This window comes from Sinorhizobium arboris LMG 14919 (assembly GCF_000427465.1).
Classification (GTDB): Bacteria; Pseudomonadota; Alphaproteobacteria; order Rhizobiales; family Rhizobiaceae; genus Sinorhizobium; species Sinorhizobium arboris.
In genome coordinates this window covers 3,085,930-3,110,965 of record NZ_ATYB01000014.1, presented here as the reverse complement: position 1 = coordinate 3,110,965, position 25,036 = coordinate 3,085,930, and the positions used below count along the sequence as shown (strand labels likewise).

The following is a 25,036-nucleotide window of genomic DNA, read 5'->3' as shown; positions in this document are numbered from 1 at the left end:
CCAGAGGGGATGACACTTCCCGTCGCAGCCTATTCTGCAGCCTCTCGCATCGGCTCGGCAGCCGGCGCGACGAGCGGCTTCAGGCGAACGGTCCTGCGATACCAGAGATAGCTTACAAATGAGAGAAGTCCGAAGCTCGGGATGATCGTTCCGAGCGCCAGGGCCGGTACGCCGACGAGGGCGGCGAGAGCGCCGCCGAGCAGGCCGGCGCTCATCTGAATGAAGCCCATCATCGCCGAAGCCGTTCCGGCGATATGTGGAAAGGGCGCCATCGCCGCCGTCATCATGTAAGGCATGACGAAAGCGATTCCGAAGGCATAGATCCCGATCGGCGTCATCACCGAGAGGAAGGTCGGCTCCAGCCCATGCATGGCGAAGGCAAGGATGAGGCTCGCCGCGCCGATGAAGGCGAGGCCGGCCGGCACGAGCGCCTGCGGCATGAAGCGCCGCATCATGAGGCGCATCGTGACCGTGCCCGAAAAGAACAGGCCCGATTGCATGAGCATGCCGATGCCGAACTCGGTCGGGGTGAGCCCGACCTGGCTGATCAGCACGAAGGGCAGCATGGTCGCCCATGCATAGAGCGCACCGACCGCGCCGGCGATCACCAGTGTCGAGGATACGAAGCGACCGTCCCTCATGAGTTCGCCATAGGCTGCGAGAATAGGCCCGAGGTGCCCTTTGCTGCGATCCGGCGTTGCCGTTTCCGCCATGAAGAACTGCACGATGAAACAGGCCACCAGGGCGAAGCCGACCATCAGCAGGAAGATCGACTGCCAGCCGAACAGGCCGAGCGCTATGCCGCCGAGGGTTGGCGAGACCGCGGGCCCGAGCGCCAGCATCATGCCGATCATGTTCATGATCCGGGCCGCCGTCGTCCCGGTGAACTGATCGCGAACGATGGCCCGCGCCACGGTCATCCCGACGGATGCGCCGATTCCCTGCACGAGCCGTCCCGCAAGCAGCACAGGAACGGAGGGCGCGAAGGCCGACATCAGGCTGCCGGAAAGATAGATCGCCATGAAGATCAGCGTTGTCCGCCGCCGGCCGATGACGTCGGAAAGCGTGCCCGAGACGAGCTGGGCGAAAGCGAAGCCGCCGAAATAGAGCGACAGCGTCATCTTGATCGCCGCTTCGCTGGAGGCGAAGGCACGCACGAGTTCCGGCATCGCCGGCGTGTATAGCGCCATCGAGATGGGGCCGAGCGCCACCAGGAAGGCGCCGATGATGCTCGTGCGCCGCTCGCTCATCCTGAGCGTCATTCGGGCGCCCCCTTCTCCCTGCCGGCAAGGCAAGGGTCGAGGCGGCGGAGGCTGTCACGCAGGATCCTGAGATTTGCTCGCAAGACCTCCCGTCCTTCGTCGCCCAGATCCTCGGTGTAGGCGTTCATCATTTCACGCAGACCCGACATCAGCTCGGTGATGAGCGGGTCGGCCTTGTCGGTCACGACGACGTTCTTGGCGCGCCGGTCGGCCGGATCCGGCACGCGGGCCACGAGGCCCATTGCTTCCAGGCGGTCCAGATAGGCGGAGAGCGTCATGGGCTCGATTCCCATGCGGGTCGCGATCTCCGCCTGCTTGATGCCCTCGGTCACGGCCACCTGGACCAGTGTGCGGGCTTCGCCGGGCGTGATACCGAGGTCCATCGCATTGACCTTGCGATCGAAGGCACCGCGCAACAGACGGGAGACATCGGTGAGGAGCATCCCGATCGTATCGGATTCGAGTTTCCTGGGCATATGTCCGGTCGCGTTCGAATAATAAGGTTTTCTTAGCATATTCGCTTCGGCCGTTCAACGCGCGCGCCCTCATCGGATTGCGCTCCCCTTGTCGCCGATTGCCGAACTGTCAAAAAATTGATATGAGCGGGGCCATGGAATCCAAATTCGGATGTCGCGAGCAGAAAATCGTCGTGCTGCAGGATCACAAGCGCCTGCCGGCACGCTTCTTCGCGCGCGTCTCAGGGGCGCTCACCAGCCGCCTATCCTGATCTCAAGGTCAGCTGTTGCCGGCCGCATCGGCGCCGGCCCCATTCCACATTCTCGAAAATACGATGGATATACGAGCCATGAGCGCACCGCGTACTCTTTACGACAAGATCTGGGACGATCACCTGGTCGACAGCCAGGAAGACGGAACCTGTCTTCTCTACATCGATCGTCACCTCGTTCACGAGGTGACGAGCCCGCAGGCCTTCGAGGGACTGCGCTTGGCCGGACGCAAGGTTCGCGCCCCGGAGAAGACGCTCGCCGTCGTCGATCACAACGTCCCGACCTCGCCGGACCGCCATCTCGGCATCAAGAACGAGGAGAGCCGCATCCAGGTCGAGGCGCTCGCCAGGAACGCCGCGGATTTCGGTGTCGAGTATTATTCGGAGAACGACAAGCGCCAGGGGATCGTTCACATCGTCGGTCCGGAGCAGGGCTTCACGCTGCCGGGCATGACGATCGTCTGCGGCGACAGCCATACTTCGACGCATGGCGCTTTCGGTGCGCTGGCGCACGGCATAGGCACCTCCGAGGTCGAGCATGTTCTGGCGACGCAGACGCTGATCCAGAAAAAGGCGAAGAACATGCTGGTGCGCGTCGACGGTCAATTGCCGCCGGGCGTCACCGCCAAGGACATCATCCTTGCCATCATCGGCGAGATCGGCACGGCGGGCGGCACCGGCCACGTCATCGAATTCGCCGGCGAAGCGATCCGTTCGCTGTCCATGGAAGGCCGCATGACCGTCTGCAACATGACGATCGAAGGCGGCGCGCGCGCCGGGCTGATCGCGCCGGACGAAACCACCTTCGCCTATATCAAGGACCGGCCGCGGGCGCCCAAGGGCGAGGGCTGGGACAGCGCGGTCGAATATTGGAAGACGCTGCACACGGACGAGGGCGCTCATTACGATCGTGTCGTCGTGCTCGATGCGGCCAATCTGCCGCCGATCGTTTCCTGGGGCTCCTCGCCGGAAGACGTCGTTTCCGTTCAGGGCGTCGTTCCCAACCCGGATGATATCCAGGACGAGACGAAGCGCACCTCGAAATGGCGTGCGCTCGACTATATGGGCCTGAAGCCGGGCACGAAGATCACCGATATCGCTATCGACCGAGTGTTCATCGGCTCCTGCACCAACGGCCGCATCGAGGACCTGCGTGCCGTCGCCAAGGTGGTCGAAGGCCGCAAGGTCGCCCCGACCGTCTCGGCGATGATCGTTCCGGGCTCCGGTCTCGTCAAGGAGCAGGCGGAAGCGGAAGGCCTGGACAGGATCTTCAAGGAAGCTGGCTTCGACTGGCGCGAGCCCGGCTGCTCCATGTGTCTGGCGATGAACGACGACCGTCTGAAGCCGGGCGAACGCTGCGCTTCCACATCGAACCGCAACTTCGAGGGCCGCCAGGGTTTCAAGGGGCGCACGCACCTGCTTTCTCCTGCGATGGCGGCTGCCGCAGCGGTCGCCGGCCGCTTCGTCGACATCCGCGAGTGGAAATAGCCGGTTTGAGCTTCCGGCGTCTGAGCCGCCCTTCGGGGCGGCTTTTTTTATAGCCGCGATGGTGCGACAATGCGTTGCGGCCCCAGGTCCGCTGCCCCCAAGGAGCTCTCATGCCCGATGACGCCCGGCCCGTGACACGCCGACTCATGCTGCTTCGCCATGCGAAATCCGCCTGGCCGGAGGGCGTCGCCGATCATCGCCGGCCGCTTTCAGAGCGCGGGCGCAAGGCGGCGCCCGTCGTCGGTGCCTTCATGGCCCGGCGAGGGCTTGCGCCGGACCTGGCGCTGGTATCGACCGCGCGGCGTGCGCAGGAGACCTGGGAGCTCGTCGCCGGGGCTTTGCCGCACGAGGTTGCCGTGCGCGATGCGGTCGGCATCTACGAGGTCGCGGCGACGGCGATCCTCGACGTCATCCGCAAGATAGAACCGGCGGTGGAGAAGCTGCTTCTCGTCGGCCACAATCCGGGAATGGCCGATCTCGCGCTTCTGCTTGCCGGCCGCGGCGATGAAGCTGCGCTGGAGCGACTGAGGGAGAAGTTTCCGACAGCCGGCCTCGCAGTCCTGGATTTCGATATCGAGCGCTGGTCGGAAATGACGCCCGGTACCGGGCGCCTGGTTCGCTTCGTGACGCCGCGCATGCTGGAAGAAGAACGGTCCGGCTGATTAGCAACGCCCGTTCGGCTTCGTCCGCCAGGCCGAAGCTACACGACCTTCACGGTCATCCGGCGGTGCATTTTCCGGATCAGTCGCCGCATCGCCGAAAGGCTGACGGCCACGCAGCCCTCGGTCGGCTCGTAATCCGCTCGGATGAGGTGGAAGAAGATCGCCGAGCCGGCATTGCGCCTGCGGCAGGAGATGTTCCAATCCATGACGAGGCAGATGTCGTAGAGACCGTCGTCGCGCATCATCCGTTCATGCCTTGCAGGAAAAGGTGCCCTGACGGGGCGATTGTAGCACGGGTGTTGTGGGGCATCGCACCAGAGCATGTCGCGCCGGATGCTCCGCATCGGCAGGCGCGTCGGCGGCAATGCGAGGCGATCGCGCCTGACATAGCCGCCGATGAGCCGCATGGCCGCGCGGGGCGTCGCGCCGTCGCCTTCGCGCTTGATGGCGGTAATCCCGCCTCGCCCGATCGCCGCCTGGTCCGCTCGTCCGTCGAAAAGCACGAGGGCGCGCTTCCGGTCGCGCGGAGCGGTTCTGACAACGATGGTCGATTTTTTCGATCCTGTCGGTGACGATTTCTTGCGCATCATTCTCACAAATTCTTGCTTTGCCGTGATCTCACCGCGACCTTAATCGGTTTTCATATATGACGACGCCCTAGGCGCCATGCGTCTCACCGGATGCGCAGAGGCTGCTGTAGACACTTTCAGTTGCTGCCTCTTTCTATCCTGAATAGGCTAGGATTTAAGGAAACAGGCGGCAACAACCGCCGCGCTTGCCAAGAGCGGCATTTGAGTTAGTTTTGAATCAGGAAGCAACAGGAACTGTCCCATGGCGACTCGCACCATCCTCCTTGTCGACGACGACGATGATCTGCGTGAGACGTTGATAGAGCAGCTCTCTCTTTACGAAGAGTTCGACCTTCTGGAGGAGGCGACCGCCGGAAAGGGCATTCAGACGGCACGCGCCCGCCAGGTCGATCTCCTGATCATGGATGTCGGTCTGCCGGACATGGACGGACGCGAGGCGGTGAAGCTCCTGCGCAAGGGCGGCTTCAAGGCGCCGATCATCATGCTCACCGGCCACGACACCGACTCCGATACGATCCTCGGCCTCGAAGCCGGCGCCAACGACTACGTGACGAAGCCGTTCCGCTTCGCCGTGCTGCTTGCCCGTATGCGCGCCCAGCTTCGCCAGCACGAGCAGAGCGAAGACGCGACCTTCAATGTCGGCCCCTATACCTTCAAGCCGAGCCAGAAGCTGCTTACCATGGAGAACGGCCAGAAGATCCGCCTGACGGAAAAGGAAGCTGCGATCATCCGCTATCTCTACCGGGCCGACCAGAAAGTGGTCACCCGCGACGTGCTGCTCGAGGAAGTCTGGGGTTATAATTCCGGCGTCACGACCCATACGCTCGAGACCCATGTCTACCGTCTACGACAGAAAATCGAGCGCGACCCTTCCAATGCCGAGATTTTGGTGACAGAGAACGGCGGCTACAAGATCGTTCCGTGAGCCGGACGACGTGACCGGGGGAGATTTGCCGCTTGGCACTCAATGACGACATCGCGCTCCTGTCCAACGTGTCGCTCTTTGCCGATATCGGCGAGGACAAGCTGAGGCTGATCGCCTTCGGCGCCGAGCGACGCCGGGTGGCCAAGGGGCACGAACTCTTCCGCGAAGGCGCACCGGCCGACTGCGCCTATGCGGTTGCGGCCGGCAGCTTCGCGCTTTCGAATGCGGATGCGCAGGGCCGTCAGCGGCAGGTGATGACCGTCGGTCGTGGCGCGCTCCTGTCCGAGCTTGCGCTCATCTCGATGGTCGAGCGCAAGTTCACCGCCGCGGCGCAGGAGGACAGCGAGGTAATTCGCATCAACCGGCCGCTCTTCCGCCGGATGCTTGAGGAATATCCCGAGGTGACCGCCATGGTGGAAGCCCGCATTCGGGCAAATATTCAAGCGATGATCCGGCGGGTGGAGGCGCTCGCCGGGCGGTTTGGCTGATGTAATGGCGAGCATTGCTCCGACCCCAGCTGCCGGCACCTCGTCCCCGCAAGCGGGGCCAATGTGATAGGGTGAGGGCGTCCAGAGCAATCAAAGCTCGAAATGCGCGATCACCGGCACATGATCGGACGGCCGCTCCCATCCGCGCGCTTCCTTGAGGATCTCGACGCGGACGAGCTGGCTTGCGAGGTCGGCGGACGACCAGATGTGGTCGAGGCGGCGTCCGCGGTCGGCGGCGGCCCAGTCCTTCGCCCGGTAGCTCCACCAGGTGAAGAGCTTTTCCGGCGGCGGCGCATGGTGGCGCATCAGGTCGACCCAGGCGCCGCCGGTCATCACCGAGACCAGACCCTCGGTCTCGATCGGCGTATGGCTGACGATCTTCAGGAGCTGCTTGTGCGACCAGACGTCGTGCTCGAGCGGCGCTATGTTGAGATCGCCGACGAGGATCGACGATATCCCGGCCTCGGCTTCCGCATGCAGAAGCTTCATTTCGTCGACGAAGTCGAGCTTGTGCCCGAACTTCGGATTGATCACGCGGTCCGGCTCGTCGCCGCCGGCCGGTACATAGAAATTGTGGAGGCGGATCGTCTTTCCGCCGACCGAAAAGACGACGGAGAGATGGCGAGCATCGCCGACGCCGCAATAGTCGCGGCGGTCCGTCAGCTCATGGAGCGGCAGGCGCGAAATGGTGGCGACGCCGTGGTAGCCCTTCTGCCCGTGCATCTCGATATATTCGTAGCCGAGCTTCCTCAGCGGCGCGGAGGGGAACTGGTCGTTCGGACACTTGATTTCCTGCAGGCAGAGGATGTCCGGCTGCCATGTCTTGAGGAAATGTTCGACCAGCGGCATGCGCAGGCGAACGGAGTTGATGTTCCATGTGGCAATGGAAAGAGGCATTCCTCGTTCTCCCGGGAAATTGCCGGCAAGGATCACGCGTCCGGCAACGGGAGCGTTTAAACAGGTTCGGCTCCGATCGACAAGCATGAAAAAGCCGCCCGGAGGCGGCCGTTTCTCTGATGTCGGCTGCAAGGTCAGCCGCCGCGCCGTTTGTTGCGGACTTCGTCGTAGGGGATGCGGAAGACCCTGTCGTCCAGCGCGATGCCGGTGCGGACGTTGAAGATCATGACCGACGTGTCCTTCTTCTGGGCGTCGGTGATCGTCCATTGCCGCAGATCGTAGGTCTTCGGATCGAACATCATGGTGATGGTCGAATCGCCGAAGATGGAGCGGTCGCCGAGTACGATGGTGATGAGGTCGGCTTCCACCCGCACGTCGCGTACCATCCTGCTGCTCAAATCGATTCTTTCGCTGAGCAGCAGATTGAGCGGCGTCTTCGAGAGCGGATAGATGTCCCAGGTCTTGAGCTTCATATTGCCTATGACCACGGACCTGCCGTCGGCGATGACCCGCATGGGCGAGGGCGCTTCGTAGTTGAAGCGGATGCGTCCCGGCCGGCGGATATAGAACTTGCCGCCCGTCTGTTCGCCGCGCGGCCCGAACTGGACGAACTCGCCGGCCATCGTCTTCACGGACGAGAAATGATCGGCAATCCTCTGGGCAACGGCGGACGCCTGAGCCGACGCTTCCCTTGTGGCGAACGTCGTCGAGAAGCCGGCGAGAGCCGCCAGGCCGCCGACGAAGACGCGCCGCGAGATTGCCCCGTTACGGCCGCCGGTTTTGGTCTCCATCATCGCAGTCTCCTTCATTTCGGGATCATTTGAAGGGCAAGTGGGGCGCCTTCAAGGCGTCGCTAGACCCCGAAAACACGCCGCCTTCAAATGACCGTTACCGCCTGCTGCATGCCCGTGCGCCGAGAGCAGGACGCCGTCTTACCGGTCGGTGATCTCCGCCTCGGTCGGCACCAGTATCTCGCGTTTGCCGGCGTGGTTCGCGGGGCTGATGATGCCTTCCTGTTCCATCCGTTCGATCAGCGAGGCTGCTCTATTATAGCCGATACCGAGGCGACGCTGCACATAGGAGGTCGAAGCTTTGCCGTCGCGCAGCACGATCGCCACTGCCTGATCGTAGGGGTCCTCGGAATCGGCGAGGCTGGAAGTGCCGGCCGGTCCTGCGCCATCGTTCTCCTCCTCGTCGTCCTCTGTGATCGCGTCGAGATATTGCGGCACCCCTTGCGTCTTCAGATAGGCGACGACCTCCTCGACCTCGGTGTCCGAGACAAAGGGGCCGTGCACGCGCTGTATGCGGCCGCCGCCGGCCATGTAGAGCATGTCGCCCATGCCCAAGAGCTGTTCGGCTCCCTGCTCGCCGAGGATGGTGCGGCTGTCGATCTTGGAGGTCACCTGGAAGGAGATGCGGGTCGGAAAGTTCGCCTTGATCGTGCCGGTGATGACGTCGACGGAGGGGCGCTGCGTTGCCATGATGACGTGGATGCCGGCGGCGCGCGCCATCTGCGCAAGCCGCTGCACGGCGCCTTCGATATCCTTGCCGGCGACCATCATCAGGTCGGCCATCTCGTCGATGATGACGACGATATAGGGCATCGGAGAGAGGTCGAATTCCTCCGTCTCGTAGATGGCCTCGCCGGTCTGGCGGTCGAAGCCGGTCTGAACCGTGCGGGTGATCGCCTCGCCCTTGGCCAGCGCCTGCTCGACGCGGCTGTTGAAGCCGTCGATGTTGCGCACGCCGATCTTCGACATTTTCTTGTAGCGCTCTTCCATCTCGCGCACTGTCCATTTCAGCGCCACGACCGCCTTCTTCGGATCGGTCACGACCGGCGACAGAAGATGCGGAATGCCGTCATAGACGGAGAGCTCGAGCATCTTCGGGTCGATCATGATCAGGCGGCACTGATCGGGCCTCAGGCGATAGAGCAGCGACAGGATCATGGTGTTGATCGCCACCGACTTGCCCGAGCCGGTGGTGCCGGCGACGAGCAGATGCGGCATCTTGGCGAGATCGGCGACCACAGATTCGCCGCCGATCGTCTTGCCGAGCGCCATGGCGAGCTTCGTCTTGGTTGTCTCGAAGTCGCGGGAGCCGATCAGCTCGCGCAGATAGACCATCTCGCGCCGCTGGTTCGGCAGCTCGATGCCGATCGCGTTGCGGCCGGGCACGACCGCGACGCGTGCGGCGATCGCGCTCATCGAGCGGGCGATGTCGTCGGCCAGACCGATGACGCGCGAGGATTTGATCCCGGGCGCCGGTTCCAGCTCATAAAGGGTGACCACGGGGCCGGGGCGGACATGGATGATCTCGCCCTTTACGCCGAAGTCCTCGAGAACGCCTTCGAGCATGCGGGCGTTCTGCTCGAGCGCATCGGCCGAAAGCGAGGCGTCGCGCACGACATTCTTCGGCTCGGCGAGGAAATGGATCGGCGGAAGCGTGAAATCGCCGCCTTCATCAACGAATGAGCGCTGCGCCTCGCGCTCGATGCGCTGCCCGCTTTTCGGTCGCGCCGGCGGTGGAGCCACGCGCGAACCTGCCCCTGTCAAAACCGGCTTCGGCGGTGCAGGCCTCGGGGCCCAGTCGGCGGCTATGTCGTCGTCGTCCGGCAGGATGCCGGCGGGCCGCCGCTCGTCGATATCGAAGGGCGGATCGTCTTCGTCGCCCACGATCGGCGGCGGCGTGACGATGCGGCGCTCGGCGCGATCGAGCGAGGGCTCGATACGCCCGGCACCGGCCTGCGCCTTCGGTCGGACCGGCTCGTTCAGCGTGCCGAATTCGTCGTTGTTGAAGTCGTAGGGTTCGTCATACTGACGCTTTGCCGGTTTGGCTCCCATGCCCAAGGCGCGGCGAAGCCGGGCCTGCGCCGTGTAGCGCATGTGGGCGAGCGAACCCATCAGCAAGGTAAGGGGACCTTCTTCATCTTCCTCTTCGAGCTCATCGCGTATGGTGCGCGCCTTGCTGGGAGCAGGCTCCAGAGCCGGTTCAGCTTCCTCCTCCTCGCCGACGCCGATAAGCCCGGCGCTATAGACGAGACACCAGACGGCGGGTGCGGTGAAGAGGCAGGCGAGCACGGTCGCGAAGGTGCCGGTCGGGAAGGTTCCGGTGAAGAGTGCGGGAAAACGCAGGATCATATCGCCGAAGACGCCTCCAAGGCCGTTCGGCAGGGGCCAGGTGATCGGTGCCGGTACGCAACTCAAGGCCGCGCTCGCCAGCACCGAGCCGGCAAACCACAGGCCGAGCCGCTTCGGGACCTTGTCGAAACGCGTGCCGCGGATCAGAACGAGAGCCCAGGCGACAGCCGGCAGCAGCGCCACGACGCTCGCAAGGCCGAAGAATTGCATGAAGATGTCCGCGAAGACGGCGCCGCCGTAGCCGAGCAGGTTGGTCGGCTCGTTCGAGGTCGCATAGGAAAAGCTCGGATCCGAAACATTCCAGGTCGAAAGGGCTGCAATGGCGAGTGCAAGCGCGCCGACGAGAACGAACCCCGCCAGCGAGGCGATCTGCCGCCAGACGAAGTGGGTCAGCACGAACCGGTTGGAACGGCTGTCAAGCGTTGCGGGATTGCTTCTGCTCATGTTGCCTGCTTTGCCCGTTTCGATCCGCCGGAACGAGTGCGGCCGGGAAGTGACCGCCCATGGATATTCCAGCCCTTTCAGTGCGGGAGCAGCCTCTCCCCCTGGATCCGGGCGAAAATGAGGATGCTCCGGGCACATTGCGTGCCTTTGGAATCAACCTAAACGGAGTAGGGTTAATGCGACATTAACCATGCGCGTGTAGCGGCAAAATTGACGTGGGGAACACCCTGCCGAATAAAAAAGGCCCGGATCTGGCGATCCGGGCCAAGGGCGGCCCGCAAAGCGCGGGCCGCGACGGGACTGTTGGCGGCATCGTTTGCCGATGCTGCTCAGCTCGCGTGATAGGCGGCTTCGCCATGCGAGGAGAGGTCGAGGCCTTCCCGCTCCGCTTCCGTCGAGACGCGAAGGCCGACAAGTGCATCGACCACCTTGTAAAGGATGGCGGAGACGATGCCGCACCAGACGATCGTGATTGCGACGGCCGTGAGCTGGGTCATGACCTGACTGCCCATGGTCACGCCGTCTGCATAGCCGATGCCGCCGAGCGAGGCGGAGGCGAAGACGCCCGTCGCTATCGCGCCGAAGAAACCGCCGACGCCGTGCACCCCGAAGACGTCCGCCGTGTCGTCATAGTGGAATTTGTTCTTGATCACCGAGACGAAGAAGTAGCAGAGCGGCGAGACGATGAGGCCCATGATGATTGCGCCCATCGGACCGGCGATACCGGCGGCCGGTGTAACGGCGACGAGGCCGGCGATCATGCCCGAGGCGGCGCCGAGCATCGAAGCCTTGCCACGCGTGAGAGTCTCGACGAGCGACCACGAAAGGATTGCGGCAGCCGTTGCGAGGAAGGTGTTGACGGTGGCGAGAACCGCGCCGCCCGAAGCTTCGAGATTGGAGCCGGCGTTGAAGCCGAACCAGCCGAACCACAGCATGGCAGCGCCGACGAGCGTCAGGGTCATGGAGTGCGGGGCCATCATGTCCCGACCGTAACCGGTGCGCTTACCCACCATGAATGCACCGACGAGACCCGCGATACCGGCATTGATGTGGACCACGGTGCCGCCGGCGAAGTCGAGGGCGCCCATGCCGAAGAGCAGGCCGTTGGCGTCCCAGACCATGTGCGCGATCGGAAAATAGACGAATGTGGCCCAGAGGATGGCGAAGAGGATCGCGGCCGAGAATTTGATGCGCTCGGCAAAGGCGCCGACGATGAGTGCCGGCGTGATCGCCGCGAAGGTCATCTGGAACAGCATGAAGAGATATTCCGGAATGACGACGCCATCGGTGAAGGTCGCCGCAGTGCTATCGACCGTCACACCCGCGAGGAAGAGCTTGGCGAAGCCCCCGAAATAGGCGCTCGTCGAGCCGCCGAAGGCGAAGGAATAGCCGTAAACGACCCAGACGATCATCATGGCGGCGCCGATGACCGTGCATTGCATCAGCACCGACAGCATGTTCTTGGCGCGCACGAGGCCGCCGTAGAAAAGAGCCAGCCCCGGGATCAGCATGAACAGGACGAGAAGCGTCGAAAGGAACATGAAAGTGGTATCGGCCTTGTCCGGCACCGGCGTTGCGGCTGCGGCGGGCGCCGCTTCCTGAGCAAATGCAACGACGGGCGCGAGCATGGCGGCAGCGGTCGCGCTCACGCGTCGAAGAGAGGTGGAAAGGGTGAAAGACGACATCGAAAATAGCTCCCTGAACGGCGTGGTTTACAACGCTTCTGAGTCGGTCTCGCCGGTGCGGATGCGCACGGCATGGTCAATCGAGTAGACGAAGATCTTGCCGTCGCCGATCTGGCCGGTCTTGGCGGCCGAAGCGATGGCTTCGACGGCCCTGTCGACGATCTCCGTCGGGACCGCGATCTCGACCTTCAGCTTGGGCAGAAAGCTCACGGCATATTCGGTGCCGCGGTAAATCTCGGTGTGCCCCTTTTGGCGGCCGTAGCCCTTCACTTCGGTCACGGTCAAACCCTGGATGCCAACGGCAGTGAGGGCTTCGCGAACCTCATCGAGCTTGAACGGCTTGATAATGGCCATCACAATTTTCATCGAGTTCCCATCCTTGTCTGCCTCCGGCGGAGGCCGTCTCTCCTTGCTGCTTCAAGCGCCTGATGCGCCGGGCAACCGCAGAGTCACATTCAAGGGGCGTGCCAGATTCGACGAGGCGGACCAAACCACTGAAAAGTAATGGAAAAAACACGCTCCGCGAAAGAGTTGCCGCGGAGCGCTAAAAAAACGTCAATCAGAAGGATTAATTTTTGTGCAAAATCCGAAAAATGAGTAAAGTTTAATCAATTGCCTTTTTGCGGATCAATCCTTCCTGTGCGACGGAGGCGATCAGGACGCCGGAGCGGTCGAAAAGACTGCCGCGGGTCATTCCGCGGGCACCGTGCGCACTGGGGCTGTCCTGGGTATAGAGCAGCCAATCGTCCATTTTCGAGGGCCGGTGGAACCACATGGCGTGATCGAGACTGGCGACCTGGAGGCTGCGGTCGAAGACCGATGTGCCGTGCGCGTAAAGCGACGTGTCGAGGAGCGTCATGTCGGAGAGATAGGCGAGGACGGCCGCCTGCAGATGGCGCTCGTCCGGCACCGCGCCGACCGCTTTCACCCAGACGTCCTGTTTCGGGGAAGCCTTGGCGCGCGAGAAATAGTGCTCGAGCGAGACGGGCCGGATTTCGATCGGCCGCGGCCGCTCCCAATAGCGGCGGATCGCCTCCGGTGCGTGGACGAGAAACTTCTCCTTGAGTTCCTGTTCGCCCGGCAGCGTCTCCGGCATCGGCACGGCCGGCATGTCGAACTGGTGCTCGAATCCATCTTCGTCGTACTGGAAGGAAGCCGACATGGCGAAGATGGCCTTGCCATGCTGGATCGCCGCCACGCGCCGCGTCGCAAAGCTCGAGCCGTCGCGGATACGGTCGACCTGATAGACGATCGGAACGGAGGGATCGCCCGGCCGCATGAAATAGGCATGCAAGGAATGGACGTAGCGGCCTCCGTCGACCGTGCGCTGGGCGGCGACCAGCGCCTGTCCGATCACTTGGCCGCCGAAGACCCTCTGCCAGCCGACCTGCGGGCTCAAGCCCCGGAAGAGGTTTTCTTCGAGCTTCTCCAGGTCGAGTATCGCAAGGAGCGCATCCATGGGCGTGGCGGTCTCGGTGGGGCGCGACATTTCGGCGGTCTCCGATGGTAGGAACAGCGATGGCATTGATCTATATAGGCACGAGATGATGCTTCAAGTGCGACGGGAGACGAGGCGGATGATCGACGTATTGATTGCCGGGGGCGGTTATGTCGGCCTCTCGCTCGCGGTATCGCTCAAGAAGGCGGCATCCCATCTCGATGTCATGGTCGTCGATGCTGCGCCGGAAGGCGTCTGGAAGAAGGACGAACGGGCGTCGGCCGTCGCCGCCGCCGCCGAAAGGATGCTCGACGTCCTCGGCGTCTGGCCGGCGATCGCGCCGGAAGCCGAGCCGATCCTCAGGATGGTGATCACCGATTCGAAGGCGACCGATCCCGTCCGCCCGGTGTTCCTTACATTCGAAGGTGACGGCGGCGACGGCCGCCCCTTCGCCCATATGGTGCCGAACACGGCGCTCGTCGGTGCGCTGCGCCACGCCTGCGACGAACTCGAAGTTTCTATCCGGCAGTCGACCGTGGTGGAGAATTTCAAGAGTGGAGATCATTCCGTTGCCGTCACGCTGGCGGGCGGCGAGACGGTCGAGGCGCGGTTGCTGGTCGCCTGCGACGGCGTTCGTTCGAAGCTGCGCGAAGCGGCGGGCATCAAGGTCGTGGAGTTCGATTACGGCCAGGCGGGTATCGTCACCACCGTCGAGCACGAACGTCCGCATGGCGGGACGGCGGAGGAACATTTCCTGCCTGCCGGCCCCTTCGCGACGCTGCCGCTCAAGGATAACCGCTCCTCGCTCGTTTGGACGGAGAGCACCTATGACGCCGAGCGCCTGGTCAAGGAGGATGATTTCATCTTCGAGGAGGAGCTGGAGCGCCGCTTCGGCCATAAGCTCGGCCGCCTCAAGGTGGTCGGCGGCCGGCGTGCCTTCCCGCTCGGCCTCACGCTTGCCCGGGACTTCGTCGCGCCGCGTTTTGCGCTGGCCGGGGATGCTGCGCACGGAATCCACCCGATCTCAGGCCAGGGCCTCAATCTCGGCTTCAAGGATGTTGCGGCTCTTGCCGAAACGATCGTCGAGGCGGACCGCCTCGGCCTCGATATCGGCTCGCTTGCGGTGCTCGAGCGTTACCAGACGTGGCGGCGCTTCGACACCTTCCGGATGGGCGTTACGACGGATGTCCTCAACCGGCTCTTTTCCAACGACATTATGCCCGTGCGGGTCGCGCGTGACGTCGGTCTCGGCATCGTCGATCGCCTGCCGTCGCTCAAGAGGTTCTTCATCCGCCAGGCGGCGGGCACTGCCGGCCGAAGCGATCCGCGGCTGCTTGCCGGCGAGCCGATTTGAACGCAACGGTTTGCGCCGGTATCCGCCCCTCTTCTCCGCGTTTCGACGGGGAGAAGGGACAAGCGGCAAACGCATCGGTCCCCTCTCCCCGCCTGCGGGGAGGGGATCAATCCTCGGGTTGAACCCGGGCTAAATCCGAGGAGAGGGGCAAATCTGCCGCCGGTGATGAGCAATCCCGAAAACGCACCCGCTCAATCCTCGATCTTGCGCGCCTCGGAGACGAGCATGATCGGTACGCCGTCGCGGATCGGGTAGGCGAGCCGGGCCAGTTCCGACACCAGCTCGTTGGCCTCCGGATCGTAGCTGAGGCGGCCCTTGGTCAGCGGACAGACGAGCAGCTCCAGGAGTTTCGGATCGACCTTGCTGGCATTGATGTCCATGGCTCTCTTCATTGCAGAATATTGTCGAGGTCGCCGAAGTTGCGGGCAAGCACGATCTCGGTGATGGCGATCAGCGTTTCGGCGCGTGTCTTGAGATCGGGAGCCTCCAGAAGGGCCTGCTTTTCCGCCGGTCCATAGGGCGACATCATCGCCATGGAATTGACGAGGGTGCGGTTGCTTGCGCGTTCGACGCTTTCCCAGTCGGCCTCGAGCTTGTTGGCGTCGAGATAGGCCCGGAAAGCTGCGAGAAGCGCCCCCCGGTCGACGAGGCTCTCATCATCCGGATTTTCGAGATCGCTCCCGAAGGGGCCGATGCGGAACCGGCGATAGCCGCGGCATCCGGCAACCTCTGCGAAAAGACGGAAGCGGCACACGCCGGTGAGCGAAGTGATGTAGCGGCCGTCGCCGGTCTCGGCGAAAGAGGTGATCCGGCCGATGCAGCCCACCTGGCAAAGCGCCGGCACCGAGGAGGCGTCGATATCGTTGCGGCCTTCCGCAAAGGAGGGCTGGACGATACCAATCAGCCGGTTGCCGGCGAGCGCATCGTCGAACATGGCGAGATAGCGCGGCTCGAAGATATTGAGCGGGAGCTGTGCGCCGGGAAGCAGGAGCGCGCCCGTCAGCGGAAACACCGGAAGAATCTCCGGTAAGTCCTTCGGACCGAGATAGCGCGCATTTCCGACATGCATTCCGATAGACCCTGCAGATGGCGGACGCGCCTCATCGAAGCGCGGTGCTGTAGGACCAAAAAATGGTGCGGCCCTTCGAAATCTCAAGGGAGAAGTGCACCGGAATCGATCGGGCGCAGCTGAAAAAAATTGCCGCGCAACCGCTTACGAAAAGAGAATCGACGACAGCTTGCGCCTTGCGGCGATCGTTGCCGGATCCTTGGGGCCCCATACCTCGAAGAACGAAAGCAGTTCGCGCCGGGCGCCGTCGTCCTCGAAGCTGCGGTCGCGCTTCATGATCGCCAGGAGGTGTTCGGCGGCGGCGTCGCGGTCACCCTCGACATTGCGGATCTTGGCGAGCTTCAGCCGTGCTGCATGGTCGTCCGGATCGAGTGCGAGCTGCCGCTCGAGCGCGGTCGGGTCGCCCAGCTTGCGGGCCTCTTCGATCTGATCGAGCTTTTTCGAGACCGCGGCGACGGCCGCTTCATTGGCGAGCGCCTCCGGTAGTCCGGAAAGCGCCTGGCGAGCCTCGGCGATCTGCCCGAGGGCAATCATGCATTCGATCATCCCGGCGACGGCCGCGGCGTTTTCCGGATCGGCCTGCAGAACGGCGCCGTAGAGACCGGCGGCGTTCTGCGCATCGCCGGCATCGATCAGCGCCTTGGCGTCGGCAAGTACGGTCTCGATCTCGGCCTTGGCGTCGTCTGCGGCCGGACCGGCGATCCGATCGATGAACTGCTTGATCTGGCTCTCGGGCACGGCGCCCATGAAACCATCGACCGGGCGCCCGTCGACGAAGGCGATTACCGCAGGAATGGACTGGATGCCGAGCTGGCCGGCGATCGATGGATGGTCGTCGATGTTCATCTTGACGAGCTTCACCCGGCCGGCGGCTTCCTTCACCACCTTCTCGATGACAGGGGTGAGCTGCTTGCAAGGCCCGCACCAGGGGGCCCAGAAGTCGACAAGCACCGGCTGCTGGCGCGATGCCTCCAGCACGTCGCGGGTAAAGGCGGCGGTGGTCGTCTCCTTGATCAGGTCGCCCGGGACGCCTGCGGCGCTTGCCGGCTGCCCGCCGAAGGAAGCCGAGGCCGTCATCTGGCTGCCGAAGGAACCTTGATAGGGATTGTCGCTACCGCTCATTCTTCTCTCCTCGCGGACTTGGGTGTCCGGCTTCACACATTCGCGCCAAAGATCGTATGTCAGGCCGTCACTTTCAAGACAAGCGGCTCGTGCCCGGTCGCCTCCATGAAGCGCAACATGTCCTTCGACGCGATCGAGGTCGTCTGGTCGTTCGAGAGCGGATGGCAGTTGATCGTCTCGAAGGCCATCAGCGTCTCGTCGAGAATGATCTTCACCTTGCCCTCGGTGTCGTTGATCGCGCCGAGGGCGGTGACGGCGCCTGGTATCACGCCCAGATACTCCATCAGCTTTTCCGGCTTGCCGAAGGAGACCTTGCTGGCCGCGCCGATCGTCTGATGAACGGTCTTCAGATCCACCGTCGCGTGCTCCTCGACGGTCAGAAGGAAATAATTGTCCTTTTTGTCCTTGAGGAACAGGTTTTTTGTATGTCCGCCGGGGATTTCGTCGCGCAGCGCCACCGATTCGGCGACGGTGAAAACCGGCGCGTGCCGCTTCGTCTTGTGTTCGATCCCGAGTTCGTCGAGGAAACGGAAGAGGTCTTCCGCTGTCTTCGGCTCTGCCTTGCTCATGATCCATCCTCTCTGCCGCGCAATTTCCCGGCCTGATTTAAGCGGGAGCGGCGCCGTCCGCAATCTCATGCGCGGCGCAGCGCGGCCAAAAACGCGGCATTCCCGGCCCTCGAGTGCACGCGCAAAAAATTTCTTCGCATTCGCGTCATTTCCCTGTTGCATTTGAAAAGGGCTTGGGCCATATAGCGCCCGTCGCCGCAAGACGGGACGACACCCCACGGTCCATCGACTACCCCCGGACCTGGGTCTGATGAGCGGGTGTAGCTCAGGGGTAGAGCACAACCTTGCCAAGGTTGGGGTCGGGCGTTCGAATCGCCTCACCCGCTCCATATTTATTCAAGAAAATCAAATGCTTAAAAGATGCCCTTCGGGGCGCCTTTCGCTTACACGGCCTGCAATGCGGCTATATGTAAGCAGTATGTAAGCACGAGAATGGGCGTTTTGGGATATGGCAGCGTGGTTTTGGCGTCCACCACGCCCTCTCGGAAAGAACGAGCCGTGGCGTGCAGGACACGGCTACCGACATCTTCGATCGAGAAAGGCACGATCCGCTCATCGAATCGTAGATGCCTGCGAGATACCTTGGCTGGGGTTCCATAATGCGGAATCATTTCCGGTCGCTCGGAGGCCGTGCTGTCTGAGGAGGCCGACGTTGCCGAAGTCAGATGGTAGCGATGGTTGCGGGAGGGCGATGTCGCCGATGCCTTGGGCGATCGACACCAAGCAAAAGAGGGATGCGCAACGTTAAATGTGCCGTCACTTCCCATTGGTGATGGTCGCCGGCGCTTGCCGCAAGTCAAGCTGACCATCGGTTTCAGCAATGCGCATCTCAGGCCGCTCGATTTCGCCTTCTGAAAACACCTCGATCCCATACTGCCGGAGAAGTGCCGCCGTCACGCCCGTTCCGACATGTCGGCGACCGCTGAAACTGCCGTCATGAATGAATCCGCTCCCGCATGACGGGCTGCCATCGACCAGCAGTGCAAACTTGCACCCACGCTCCCGCGCCAGCCGAAGGGCTGACTGCGCGCCCGCGATGTAAAGATCGGTGACATCTCGGCCCGTCGCCTCCACAACGCGACCACGGCCCTCCAAAACGTCGGTGCCGGAGGCGCAATCAGCAATCTCCGCCGGCGGTCGTGGTGTTGAGAAACCCGCAGATAGCTCAGGACAGATCACGACCAGGCGCCCCTCGGCATGCCACCTATCGATCGCAGGATTTGTGCGAGAGTCTTGGCCAAACCGTTGTATCGAACGGGTCGACCAGCCATGCAGGCACTTATCAGGATCTTGCTGTCATCCATGAGCTTCTCGGTTGGAAGTCTCGTCCTCGTGCGACGATTCTCGTCGCGACCACATTTCGATCTGGTCCAGTATACTCACGATCTCGAACCCGCGCGGGGACAGCCCATAGCGTACCCCGCGAGGGAAGGTGGCGATCACTGATCGCAGCACCAGCCCTCGCGCCACGAGCGTGTCGAGGCGTTCGGAAAGCACCTTCGCTGATACACCGGGCAGGAGCACGGCGAGTTCGCTGTGCCGCTTGGCACCGCCCTTCAAGTGCCAAAGCACGAGCGCATTCCACCGGTGGCCCAGAAACGAGAGCCAATCTTCAACGGGGCATTCCGCAGGACGACGTCGCTGAGGAACTTCCGTCGCCTCTCCGACCTCTGCAACCGCATCCATTTCGTGTCCTTCCCGTTTGGTTACCGCTGGTCGGCCATGTTCATGTCGCCTCCCACTTCCGAGGAGATTCTACATGAGTGTATCCGAGCCCGCCCAAATGAATGAAGCGTTCGCCCGAGCCTTCAACAGCCGCAATATAGAAAACCTCGTCGAACTCTACGAACCTGAGGCCATCCTCCGCGTCAACGATGACGATCGGAACCTTGTTGGCATCGAGGCCATCAGGGACGCTCTGCATCAGCTCCTATAAGCTCCGGGCACCATGACGTCGCGCAACAGTTTCTGCATCCGGCTTGGCGACCTCGCCTTGCTCCGTGCAGATTGGGAACTAGTCACCGAGGTGGGTGCCGTCATTACGTCGGGCAGTTCCGCCGAGATCGTCCGGCGCCAATCGGATGGGAGTTGGCGCTACATCATCGACCATGCCGTCGGAGCGAGCCTTCCGCGACTTCGCTGACGCTAGCTGTACCGCGCGAGCCTGCATCCAAATCGACATCCTGATCAGTCGCTGCGATCACGCTCCACCGAAGGGAACGCATTTCAGGCTTTGAGGATTGTGGCGTTGACAGATTATTAGTTGCCATATTATATGTCGCCATATGACAATGCTGGAACGCAAACACCTTGCCCTACTCGATGAGGCGCGCCGCCGCGGTCAATCCGGAACGGGCAATATGCGGCTTTGTTTCGAGGTCCTGGCACTGGCCTCTGCGATTGACCGGGCTTGCGCCGCGCGCCTTGCGCCGCATCACTTGTCGGAAGGGAAGTTCGTGCTGCTGTTCCTGCTGCGCGATCTGCCGGACGGTCTTGCGCCGCACGAGCTGGCCGAACGAGCCGGCGTCACGCGCGCAACGATCACCGGACTTCTTGACGGATTGGAACGCGACGGTTTCCTTGAGCGGCATGGAGACAAGGAAGATCGGCGCAAGGTGTCAGTGCGCCTGACAACTAAAGGGCAAACCATAGCGCTCGATCTGTTCAATGAGCACAGCCAATGGATCGCCTCCCTGTTCGCGGATTTCGACCAGAACGAGCGCGAGGTCCTTAGCGGCCTGCTGAGACGGGCCTGGCGTAACGTGGAGATTCCGGAGAAGGACAGCGCGACCATTGCTGCTGGCGTTTGCCGATGAGTGCTGGCAGGTCGGGAAAACGGGTTGCAGACATAGAACCGTCTCGCCTCGCTCTGCTCAATACCGGCGCTGTCGAAGCCGCCACGTTGACCGAGTGTCTGGCTGTGGATTTCGCGACCCTGATGCAAGTGGTCCTTCCCGAAATCGGGGAGGACGCGGTTGGAGCGATGCGGGAGGCGGCGCGAGAGGGCATTTCAAGGCGCATGGCGCTAGCCGCCCGCCTGATCCACGAAAGGCGCGGCATGGCCGACTTGGCCAAGCTGCGCTGCCACGCATCCGATACGGTACGCGGGTGGGCGTGCTTCATGGTCGGCGTGGCTAAGGACCACACACTCGCAGAACGCCTCGCCCTGATCCGGCCGCAGGCCGACGACCTTCACTTCGGGGTTCGGGAATGGTCGTGGATGGCCGTGCGGCCGTACATTGCCGTCGATCCCGAAGACGCCATTGCGCGGCTTGCGGGTTGGACGGCCGAGCCGTCCGAGCGGCTGCGGCGCTTCGCCAGTGAGGCGACCCGGCCGCGCGGCGTATGGTGCGCGCACATTGGCCTACTGCGGCAATCTCCCGAGAAGGCGTTGCCGATCCTCGAGCCGCTCCAGGCCGATCCCGCGCCCTACGTACAAGACTCCGTTGGCAACTGGCTGAACGATGCTGGCAAGGACCGCCCCGAATGGGTGCGAAGCCTCTGCGCTCGTTGGTCAGCCGAAAGCCCCATGCCCGCTACCGCCCGCATCTACAAACGCGCCTTGCGCTCAATCGACCGCAAGGACTGACGTACGAAAGGAACCCTCACATGGCGCATTATCTGGCTGAACTCTATTCCCCGAAACCCTTATGGCTAGCGCTCGACCAAGCTGCCCGCCGGCAGTTTTTCGAGGCAATAGGCTCCGGCATGGGCGCGCTATCAGCCCTTGGCGTGGAAGCGATAGCCTTGGGTGAAACCAATGCCGCAACGCTTCATGCCGCCGGGCATAAGTTCTTCGCGATCTGGCGCGCGCCCGACGCGGCGGCAATCGACGCGCTTGTGTCAGGCATCGCCGCTTCAGGATGGCATGACTATTTCGAGACGATCAACGCGGCTGGCTCCGGTGTCAATCTGAGTGACCATCTTGGGCAGCTCGCCGCGCTCTAGCTGGATTCAGGCAATTTGCGACAAGGCTTCGTTTGCCTTGGCTTGTTGGCTACCCTTTCGCCGGGAACCATGGGAATATTGTGAGAGGGATGAGCTTATCTGGATGGGAAAACCTGGAGACGAGGAACCGGACTGCAATTCGCTCGAGACAAATTGGCCTTTGGTGGGGGTTCTTTGGTTTGCCGGGATCGGGGCGGCGATGCAATTCGCCAAGTTCTCCATCGGTTTTGAAGCCATTGCCACGCATTTCGCTGCAGGGCCGACCATAAATGGACTTGCCCTGTCGCTCGTGGGCACCGTCGGAATGGTATTTGGAAGCGCCGCTGGGGGTGCTTGCGGCCCGCGCTGGATATCAGCGCACACTCGTGGGCGCTCTGCTGATAGGTGCGATATGCTCTCTCGCGCAAGCCATGCTGCCACCCATCTCGATCGTGTTGCCACTTCGATTCATTGAAGGTTTGTCTCATCTTGGAATCGTTGTGTCCGCTCCAACACTGATGGCACTTGATTCAGCTCCGCAGCATCGGTCGATCGTCATGGGCTTATGGGGGACCTTCTTCGGAGTTGCCTTTGCATTAACCGCATGGATCGGTGCGCCGCTTCTTAACGACTATGGTCTAGCAGCGTTCCTTCTCGCACATGCGGCGCTGATGGGGGTTCTGCTGGTATGCACGCTGATCATGTTCGGGGCGAACGTTCAGTTCGATGGAGGCTTTGCAGAGACCACGTATCGTCTCCGGCAATTGCTTGGTGAAAGCATCGGGGTTTTCAGAAACTTGCGCACGTCCCTCGCGGGTTTTGTGTTTCTGTTCCATACGTGCATGTTCGTTGCGCTTCTGACGTTTGTCCCGCGTCTTGTCGAGGACACCGAGACCGCTGCATTTCTCCTCGTGGCGCTGCCGCTTGTAACCATTTTGGGTACATTTGCTGCTGGGGGCCTCGCCCAATACGTTGTTTCGCCGGTGGTTCTTGCGGCAGTCGCATATGTTGCCGTCGGCGTCGGCGCCGTATCGTTTCATGCTGCAATCAGCGCGGACGAGGGCGTCGCTATGGCTGCCCTTTTGCTTATGCTTGCGTCCGGCGCTGTGCAGGGCTCGGCCTTTGCGGTTATTCCGTTCGTTGCGAATACGTCAGCGGATCAGGCTCGTGCCAAACGGGGCGGTTGCTCAATTGGGAAACCTCGGCGCGACCATTGGACCGCCTGTTTTTGCTTCCGTCGTCAGCGCAAGCGGCACGCTCGGTCTCTCGATCGTCGTAGTGGCGCTTTGCGGCCTGGGGTGCATGCTGACAGTCTATGCGGTCATGCACATGCGAGGTGAATCCGCATGAAGAGCGCCTTATACCTTGAGGCAGAGCGGGAGAGAGTTTGCAGAAGTGCTGGAGACGGCGTTCGAGTTGAGGGCATGCCGGAGAAGATGTTCGCCTCAACTCTTGCAATCGGAAACGCAATAACCGGCAAAATCCTGACTGAGGAAAACAAGTTCCTCCGTTATCCAAGGCCTCAGCAAAACACGGCGATCGCCGTAGGGCGGATGGCCTGAGAATGGTTCAGCGGCCGATCGTCGGATTGCGTCCCGTCCGATATGTGGTCGCGGCAGCAGAAGAGGGAAGCATCAGGAGGGCAGCGGATCGTCTCGGTGTCCATCAGTCATCGGTGGGCCGGCGCATTGTGGAGCTCGAGCAGCGCCTCGGCGTTCGACTTTTCGAGCGCAGTCATAAGGGCGTTTTACTCACGGCTGCCGGCCGCGAATTTGTCGAGGGTGTGAAGCCGGCCCTCAGGCGGCTCGATGAGAGCGTTGAGCGCGCATTTGTGCTCGGCGATGGCGAGCGCAACACACTCCGGGTCGGACTGCACGCCCCGCTGAGCGGGACGTTCTTGAGTGATCTGTTCCGGCACTTTGAAGCGACATATCCTAACGTTCAGGTCCACCTTCTGGACGGAGAGGCACAGGATCATATCGCCTGGCTGAATTCCGGTGAGCTCGATATTGCCTTTGTCTCCGGGATCCCGGAAATCGAGGGCCTGAAGGTCACGCCGCTCTGGACCGAACGGCTGTTCCTCCTCGCTCCGAAATCGCATCCCTTGGCGTCAGAAGACGTTGTCGCCTGGCAGGATCTTCTCGGGGAGCGGATCATCGTCGCTGGCCATGACCCGATGGTCGGCGGCGGCGCCGGCGCATCCGATCTATGGCTTCAGATCCATGCCGACACTGCGGGTCTCCCGGTCTGCGTGCCGGCATCGCGCGATGCGCCCTCCGTAGGTGCCGCCGTGCTTGCGGCGCACGGAGCCGGTTATTTCTCCAGTATCGACGAGGGTATTTCGGCGATGGTGCGGCCCGGCAAGCGCATCGAGCCGCGCCCGCGTGAAGCAGCACTCTACGACGAGATCTATCAGCAGTACCGCGCGCTGTATCCTGCGCTGAAGTCGGTGCGGGAGCAGGGAGGCAATGCCCGATGAGTAACGCTGACTTCAGGCTGGACGGCAGGCGTGCCGTCGTGACGGGCGCTGCTCGGGGCATAGGACGGGCGATCGCCGAGCGGCTGGCTCTCGCCGGCGCGCATGTCGTCATTGCCGACCGCGACGAAGCAGAGGGCAAGACAGCTGTGGCGGCCATCGAGGCGGCCGGCGGTAAAGGCGCTTTCGTGTCCCTGGATGTGACCGACCCTGTAGCCGTCGCTCAGGCCGTCGACAGCATCTATGAGGTGCATGGCTCCGTCGACGTTCTGGTCAACAATGCCGGCATCGTCCGCAATGCGCCCGCCGTGGAGATGAGTCTCGACGACTGGAGATCGGTGATCGACATCGATCTCGGCGGCGTCTTCCATTGCGCCCAGGCTTTCGGCAAGCGCATGGTGGCGGCCGGCCGCGGTTCGATGGTCAACATCTCTTCCATCTGCGGCGAGGTGACCGTCTATCCGCAGCCCCAGGTTTCCTACAATGCCGCCAAGGCGGGCGTAAACCTGCTGACGAAATCGCTTGCGGTCGAATGGGCGAAGAGCGGAGTGCGCGTCAATGCGGTCGCTCCGGGCTACGTGGCTACCGAACTGACGCTGCGGGGCCGCAGCAATCCCGAATGGTTCGACACCTGGATGCGGATGACGCCCATGGGACGCCTGGGTGAGCCGCGTGAGATCGCCAATGCCGTGCTTTTTCTTGCAGCCGACGCGTCGAGCTACATCACCGGTACGGTGTTGACGATCGACGGCGGCTACACCGCTCTTTAAGAC

At 62.6% G+C, this 25,036-nt stretch carries 27 protein-coding genes, 1 tRNA gene and 1 pseudogene; 14 read left to right on the top strand and 15 right to left on the bottom strand.

Going from position 1 to position 25,036, the window contains the following annotated elements; translation table 11 throughout:
• Positions 1-29: 29 nt before the first annotated feature.
• Together SINAR_RS0126330 and SINAR_RS0126325 are read right to left on the bottom strand one after the other, a co-directional pair.
• Positions 30-1,262, bottom strand: a complete 1,233-nt coding sequence (locus tag SINAR_RS0126330; RefSeq protein ID WP_028001852.1) for a multidrug effflux MFS transporter — start codon at positions 1,260-1,262, stop codon at positions 30-32.
• The gene (locus tag SINAR_RS0126325; protein WP_028001851.1) at positions 1,259-1,738 is read right to left on the bottom strand and encodes a MarR family winged helix-turn-helix transcriptional regulator; all 480 of its coding nucleotides are present in this window, start codon (positions 1,736-1,738) and stop codon (positions 1,259-1,261) included. The genes SINAR_RS0126330 and SINAR_RS0126325 overlap by 4 nt, the downstream gene beginning before the upstream one ends.
• 329 nt (positions 1,739-2,067) lie before the next feature.
• On the opposite strand from SINAR_RS0126325, the gene leuC reads away from it, so the two are divergent.
• Positions 2,068-3,477 (top strand): 3-isopropylmalate dehydratase large subunit, encoded by a 1,410-nt coding sequence (gene leuC / locus SINAR_RS0126315; protein ID WP_028001850.1) that lies wholly within the window; start codon positions 2,068-2,070, stop codon positions 3,475-3,477.
• A 110-nt stretch (positions 3,478-3,587) separates the two neighbouring features.
• A complete protein-coding gene (locus SINAR_RS0126310; RefSeq protein ID WP_028001849.1) occupies positions 3,588-4,139 on the top strand; it encodes a SixA phosphatase family protein in 552 nt (183 codons plus the stop codon).
• A 38-nt stretch (positions 4,140-4,177) separates the two neighbouring features.
• Here the strand turns inward: SINAR_RS0126310 and SINAR_RS0126305 are convergent, their stop codons facing one another.
• The gene (locus tag SINAR_RS0126305; protein ID WP_028001848.1) at positions 4,178-4,726 is read right to left on the bottom strand and encodes a L,D-transpeptidase family protein; all 549 of its coding nucleotides are present in this window, start codon (positions 4,724-4,726) and stop codon (positions 4,178-4,180) included.
• A gap of 244 nt (positions 4,727-4,970) precedes the next feature.
• Between SINAR_RS0126305 and SINAR_RS0126300 the strand changes: the two genes are divergently transcribed.
• A complete protein-coding gene (locus SINAR_RS0126300) occupies positions 4,971-5,654 on the top strand; it encodes a response regulator transcription factor (protein WP_028001847.1) in 684 nt (227 codons plus the stop codon).
• A 32-nt stretch (positions 5,655-5,686) separates the two neighbouring features.
• Positions 5,687-6,142, top strand: coding sequence for a cyclic nucleotide-binding domain-containing protein (locus tag SINAR_RS0126295; protein ID WP_028001846.1), 456 nt, complete (start codon positions 5,687-5,689; stop codon positions 6,140-6,142).
• 90 nt (positions 6,143-6,232) lie between these two features.
• Here the strand turns inward: SINAR_RS0126295 and SINAR_RS0126290 are convergent, their stop codons facing one another.
• The 6 genes from SINAR_RS0126290 to tesB all read right to left on the bottom strand — a co-directional run bounded on the left by SINAR_RS0126290 (position 6,233) and on the right by tesB (position 13,797).
• The gene (locus tag SINAR_RS0126290; RefSeq protein WP_028001845.1) at positions 6,233-7,039 is read right to left on the bottom strand and encodes an exodeoxyribonuclease III; all 807 of its coding nucleotides are present in this window, start codon (positions 7,037-7,039) and stop codon (positions 6,233-6,235) included.
• 134 nt (positions 7,040-7,173) lie between these two features.
• Positions 7,174-7,833 (bottom strand): outer membrane lipoprotein carrier protein LolA, encoded by a 660-nt coding sequence (locus tag SINAR_RS0126285; RefSeq protein ID WP_028001844.1) that lies wholly within the window; start codon positions 7,831-7,833, stop codon positions 7,174-7,176.
• A gap of 138 nt (positions 7,834-7,971) precedes the next feature.
• Positions 7,972-10,623, bottom strand: a complete 2,652-nt coding sequence (locus SINAR_RS0126280; RefSeq protein ID WP_028001843.1) for an FtsK/SpoIIIE family DNA translocase — start codon at positions 10,621-10,623, stop codon at positions 7,972-7,974.
• 329 nt (positions 10,624-10,952) lie between these two features.
• A complete protein-coding gene (locus SINAR_RS0126275; protein WP_028001842.1) occupies positions 10,953-12,308 on the bottom strand; it encodes an ammonium transporter in 1,356 nt (451 codons plus the stop codon).
• Between the two features lie 27 nt (positions 12,309-12,335).
• Entirely contained in the window at positions 12,336-12,674 is a 339-nt protein-coding gene (locus SINAR_RS0126270; protein WP_028001841.1) for a P-II family nitrogen regulator, read from the bottom strand.
• A gap of 238 nt (positions 12,675-12,912) precedes the next feature.
• Positions 12,913-13,797, bottom strand: a complete 885-nt coding sequence (gene tesB, locus SINAR_RS0126265) for an acyl-CoA thioesterase II (protein WP_028001840.1) — start codon at positions 13,795-13,797, stop codon at positions 12,913-12,915.
• Positions 13,798-13,855: 58 nt separating this feature from the next.
• On the opposite strand from tesB, the gene SINAR_RS0126260 reads away from it, so the two are divergent.
• Entirely contained in the window at positions 13,856-15,100 is a 1,245-nt protein-coding gene (locus tag SINAR_RS0126260; protein ID WP_084617795.1) for a ubiquinone biosynthesis hydroxylase, read from the top strand.
• A gap of 191 nt (positions 15,101-15,291) precedes the next feature.
• On the opposite strand, the gene SINAR_RS0126255 is transcribed toward SINAR_RS0126260, so the two are convergent.
• From SINAR_RS0126255 to SINAR_RS0126240, 4 genes are all read right to left on the bottom strand, one after another.
• Complete coding sequence (locus SINAR_RS0126255) at positions 15,292-15,480, bottom strand: Trm112 family protein (RefSeq protein ID WP_028001838.1); 189 nt, start codon at positions 15,478-15,480, stop codon at positions 15,292-15,294.
• A gap of 8 nt (positions 15,481-15,488) precedes the next feature.
• Complete coding sequence (locus tag SINAR_RS0126250; RefSeq protein ID WP_028001837.1) at positions 15,489-16,169, bottom strand: LON peptidase substrate-binding domain-containing protein; 681 nt, start codon at positions 16,167-16,169, stop codon at positions 15,489-15,491.
• Positions 16,170-16,313: 144 nt separating this feature from the next.
• Positions 16,314-17,291, bottom strand: coding sequence for a thioredoxin (gene trxA / locus SINAR_RS0126245; protein WP_028001836.1), 978 nt, complete (start codon positions 17,289-17,291; stop codon positions 16,314-16,316).
• 59 nt (positions 17,292-17,350) lie between these two features.
• Positions 17,351-17,860: a prolyl-tRNA synthetase associated domain-containing protein gene (locus SINAR_RS0126240; RefSeq protein ID WP_033057949.1), complete on the bottom strand. Its 510-nt coding sequence runs from the start codon at positions 17,858-17,860 to the stop codon at positions 17,351-17,353.
• A gap of 254 nt (positions 17,861-18,114) precedes the next feature.
• Here SINAR_RS0126240 and SINAR_RS0126235 point away from each other — a divergent pair.
• Positions 18,115-18,189, top strand: a tRNA-Gly gene (locus SINAR_RS0126235).
• A gap of 427 nt (positions 18,190-18,616) precedes the next feature.
• Here SINAR_RS0126235 and SINAR_RS01000000133925 read toward each other — a convergent pair.
• Both SINAR_RS01000000133925 and SINAR_RS01000000133920 read right to left on the bottom strand, forming a co-directional pair.
• Positions 18,617-19,164, bottom strand: a pseudogene (locus tag SINAR_RS01000000133925) (2-thiouracil desulfurase family protein).
• Entirely contained in the window at positions 19,157-19,546 is a 390-nt protein-coding gene (locus tag SINAR_RS01000000133920; RefSeq protein ID WP_050577555.1) for a winged helix-turn-helix transcriptional regulator, read from the bottom strand. The pseudogene SINAR_RS01000000133925 and the gene SINAR_RS01000000133920 overlap by 8 nt, the downstream one beginning before the upstream one ends.
• Before the next feature lie 73 nt (positions 19,547-19,619).
• Here SINAR_RS01000000133920 and SINAR_RS1000000137900 point away from each other — a divergent pair, with 73 nt between their 5' ends.
• From SINAR_RS1000000137900 to SINAR_RS0126185, 8 genes are all read left to right on the top strand, one after another.
• Entirely contained in the window at positions 19,620-19,796 is a 177-nt protein-coding gene (locus tag SINAR_RS1000000137900; RefSeq protein ID WP_234710640.1) for a Cif family virulence factor, read from the top strand.
• Positions 19,797-20,145: 349 nt separating this feature from the next.
• Positions 20,146-20,676, top strand: coding sequence for a MarR family winged helix-turn-helix transcriptional regulator (locus tag SINAR_RS0126215; protein ID WP_028001834.1), 531 nt, complete (start codon positions 20,146-20,148; stop codon positions 20,674-20,676).
• Positions 20,673-21,449, top strand: a complete 777-nt coding sequence (locus SINAR_RS0126210) for a DNA alkylation repair protein (RefSeq protein ID WP_028001833.1) — start codon at positions 20,673-20,675, stop codon at positions 21,447-21,449. The genes SINAR_RS0126215 and SINAR_RS0126210 overlap by 4 nt, the downstream gene beginning before the upstream one ends.
• Positions 21,450-21,469: 20 nt before the next feature.
• The gene (locus tag SINAR_RS0126205) at positions 21,470-21,808 is read left to right on the top strand and encodes a DUF6616 family protein (protein ID WP_028001832.1); all 339 of its coding nucleotides are present in this window, start codon (positions 21,470-21,472) and stop codon (positions 21,806-21,808) included.
• A 311-nt stretch (positions 21,809-22,119) separates the two neighbouring features.
• Positions 22,120-23,127, top strand: coding sequence for an MFS transporter (locus tag SINAR_RS01000000133910; protein ID WP_050577554.1), 1,008 nt, complete (start codon positions 22,120-22,122; stop codon positions 23,125-23,127).
• Between the two features lie 6 nt (positions 23,128-23,133).
• Entirely contained in the window at positions 23,134-23,349 is a 216-nt protein-coding gene (locus SINAR_RS0126195) for a hypothetical protein (protein ID WP_028001831.1), read from the top strand.
• Between the two features lie 2 nt (positions 23,350-23,351).
• Complete coding sequence (locus SINAR_RS1000000134745) at positions 23,352-24,266, top strand: LysR family transcriptional regulator (protein WP_050577553.1); 915 nt, start codon at positions 23,352-23,354, stop codon at positions 24,264-24,266.
• Positions 24,263-25,033, top strand: coding sequence for an SDR family NAD(P)-dependent oxidoreductase (locus SINAR_RS0126185; RefSeq protein ID WP_028001830.1), 771 nt, complete (start codon positions 24,263-24,265; stop codon positions 25,031-25,033). Before SINAR_RS1000000134745 ends, SINAR_RS0126185 begins: the two co-directional genes overlap by 4 nt.
• The last annotated feature ends 3 nt before the right edge of the window (positions 25,034-25,036 follow it).

Excerpts from the sequence above, each read along its gene's own strand:
- SINAR_RS0126330 (WP_028001852.1), bottom strand. The coding sequence starts at position 1,262 with ATGACGCTCAGGATGAGCGAGCGGCGCACGAGCATCATCGGCGCCTTC.
- SINAR_RS01000000133920 (WP_050577555.1), bottom strand. The coding sequence starts at position 19,546 with ATGGATGCGGTTGCAGAGGTCGGAGAGGCGACGGAAGTTCCTCAGCGA.
- SINAR_RS0126205 (WP_028001832.1), top strand. The coding sequence starts at position 21,470 with ATGGCGCATTATCTGGCTGAACTCTATTCCCCGAAACCCTTATGGCTA.
- SINAR_RS0126240 (WP_033057949.1), bottom strand. The coding sequence starts at position 17,860 with ATGAGCAAGGCAGAGCCGAAGACAGCGGAAGACCTCTTCCGTTTCCTC.
- SINAR_RS0126260 (WP_084617795.1), top strand. The coding sequence starts at position 13,856 with ATGCTTCAAGTGCGACGGGAGACGAGGCGGATGATCGACGTATTGATT.
- SINAR_RS0126185 (WP_028001830.1), top strand. The coding sequence starts at position 24,263 with ATGAGTAACGCTGACTTCAGGCTGGACGGCAGGCGTGCCGTCGTGACG.
- SINAR_RS1000000137900 (WP_234710640.1), top strand. The coding sequence starts at position 19,620 with ATGAGTGTATCCGAGCCCGCCCAAATGAATGAAGCGTTCGCCCGAGCC.
- SINAR_RS0126300 (WP_028001847.1), top strand. The coding sequence starts at position 4,971 with ATGGCGACTCGCACCATCCTCCTTGTCGACGACGACGATGATCTGCGT.
- SINAR_RS0126195 (WP_028001831.1), top strand. The coding sequence starts at position 23,134 with ATGAAGAGCGCCTTATACCTTGAGGCAGAGCGGGAGAGAGTTTGCAGA.
- SINAR_RS0126255 (WP_028001838.1), bottom strand. The coding sequence starts at position 15,480 with ATGGACATCAATGCCAGCAAGGTCGATCCGAAACTCCTGGAGCTGCTC.
- SINAR_RS0126305 (WP_028001848.1), bottom strand. The coding sequence starts at position 4,726 with ATGCGCAAGAAATCGTCACCGACAGGATCGAAAAAATCGACCATCGTT.
- SINAR_RS0126280 (WP_028001843.1), bottom strand. The coding sequence starts at position 10,623 with ATGAGCAGAAGCAATCCCGCAACGCTTGACAGCCGTTCCAACCGGTTC.
- SINAR_RS0126215 (WP_028001834.1), top strand. The coding sequence starts at position 20,146 with ATGACAATGCTGGAACGCAAACACCTTGCCCTACTCGATGAGGCGCGC.
- SINAR_RS0126290 (WP_028001845.1), bottom strand. The coding sequence starts at position 7,039 with ATGCCTCTTTCCATTGCCACATGGAACATCAACTCCGTTCGCCTGCGC.
- SINAR_RS0126210 (WP_028001833.1), top strand. The coding sequence starts at position 20,673 with ATGAGTGCTGGCAGGTCGGGAAAACGGGTTGCAGACATAGAACCGTCT.
- tesB (WP_028001840.1), bottom strand. The coding sequence starts at position 13,797 with ATGTCGCGCCCCACCGAGACCGCCACGCCCATGGATGCGCTCCTTGCG.
- SINAR_RS0126275 (WP_028001842.1), bottom strand. The coding sequence starts at position 12,308 with ATGTCGTCTTTCACCCTTTCCACCTCTCTTCGACGCGTGAGCGCGACC.
- trxA (WP_028001836.1), bottom strand. The coding sequence starts at position 17,291 with ATGAGCGGTAGCGACAATCCCTATCAAGGTTCCTTCGGCAGCCAGATG.
- SINAR_RS0126310 (WP_028001849.1), top strand. The coding sequence starts at position 3,588 with ATGCCCGATGACGCCCGGCCCGTGACACGCCGACTCATGCTGCTTCGC.
- SINAR_RS1000000134745 (WP_050577553.1), top strand. The coding sequence starts at position 23,352 with ATGGTTCAGCGGCCGATCGTCGGATTGCGTCCCGTCCGATATGTGGTC.
- SINAR_RS0126250 (WP_028001837.1), bottom strand. The coding sequence starts at position 16,169 with ATGCATGTCGGAAATGCGCGCTATCTCGGTCCGAAGGACTTACCGGAG.
- SINAR_RS0126285 (WP_028001844.1), bottom strand. The coding sequence starts at position 7,833 with ATGATGGAGACCAAAACCGGCGGCCGTAACGGGGCAATCTCGCGGCGC.
- leuC (WP_028001850.1), top strand. The coding sequence starts at position 2,068 with ATGAGCGCACCGCGTACTCTTTACGACAAGATCTGGGACGATCACCTG.
- SINAR_RS0126325 (WP_028001851.1), bottom strand. The coding sequence starts at position 1,738 with ATGCCCAGGAAACTCGAATCCGATACGATCGGGATGCTCCTCACCGAT.
- SINAR_RS0126270 (WP_028001841.1), bottom strand. The coding sequence starts at position 12,674 with ATGAAAATTGTGATGGCCATTATCAAGCCGTTCAAGCTCGATGAGGTT.